Annotated in this window: 1 pseudogene; it reads right to left on the bottom strand. The window is 45.4% G+C overall.

Features of this window, described 5'->3' with window-relative positions:
* Positions 1 to 99: 99 nt before the first annotated feature.
* Positions 100 to 558 (bottom strand): annotated as a pseudogene (locus JGK20_RS34385) (reverse transcriptase N-terminal domain-containing protein); the annotation flags it as partial.
* Positions 559 to 1,069: the final 511 nt, after the last annotated feature.

Below are 1,069 nucleotides of genomic sequence, written 5' to 3'. Positions count from 1 at the left end.
TGTCTTGCCGAAGCCTCTTCTTTTGGGAGAAGATTCTTGTGTAGCTTGCGGGTAATCCTCTACCCATTTCAGGGTTAGTTTCTACCCAACGAATCGCACACCGGGTCTAAAACCATATGAGTTTGGCTCAAAGAGAGCCTCCCATTCTGGTTCAAGTGCTGCTTTCACAACTGCTTGTAAGGCGCGGTCGTACATTGTGGGTATACCTAATGGTCTAGACTCATTAGTGCCTGGTTTTGGTATCATTACCCGACGTGTCGGTTGTGATTTACCAGTTGTTTTGAGTTGACCTACTAGCTCAAAGCGTTGCTTCGGGGTTAGTGATTTAATACCATCCACACCTGCTGTACGCACGCCAGTATTGTCTTGTGTGACCCGTCGTATCGCTAGAACCTTATTAGACCACGAATTAATCAAGGTCTTTTGAAGCTTCCTCACTGCTTTTACATCGCCACGCTCACTTGCTCGATAGATACGTTTTTGCAACTTGAATGTCAATCTTTCGGCTTTCCGCCAATTGATTTGATTCCATTCCACCGTCGGGTTATCCCGCGTTATTCGTTAGCTACTTACCGATAATCGACCTGATTCCAGAAATATACGAGAGTTACTTCGTTCCAGATATACATTGATTGAGTTTTTAGTGTGATGCTATCCACCGGGTTTATGGGCGGTGCTTATAGGTCGAGTGCAAAATCGCCTATGCCCTAGCCTTGCCATTTTGGCTTGGTCTTAATCAGTCTTTACCGTGTTTCTCAACGGGTTTATTCTTGATTCAGCCGTTAGACCATCTATACTATCGATGGTTCAGACACATCTTTGCTTTCGCTATACATGAACTCTTGCTCAACAGTTACCAGTTTCGGCTACCAGTAGTCTGCCTTTTATCCCCGCTTTACGCTGCTAGTTGCTACTTAACAAGGTAGGGGATATGCTTTTACCGCTGCACTTGCGGACTGGGACTTGGGATGAACCGCACCCAGATGTGTATCCAGTTATGATGACTATGTAGTCACCCTAGCCATCCCCTAAGTATTGCTACTCAGTTTCGACTAAACGAATCGCACTT

Source organism: Microcoleus sp. PH2017_05_CCC_O_A, from assembly GCF_020738785.1.
Classification (GTDB): Bacteria; Cyanobacteriota; Cyanobacteriia; order Cyanobacteriales; family Microcoleaceae; genus Microcoleus.
The sequence above is the reverse complement of the archived record's forward strand: the minus strand, read 5'-3'. Positions and strand labels throughout refer to the sequence as shown.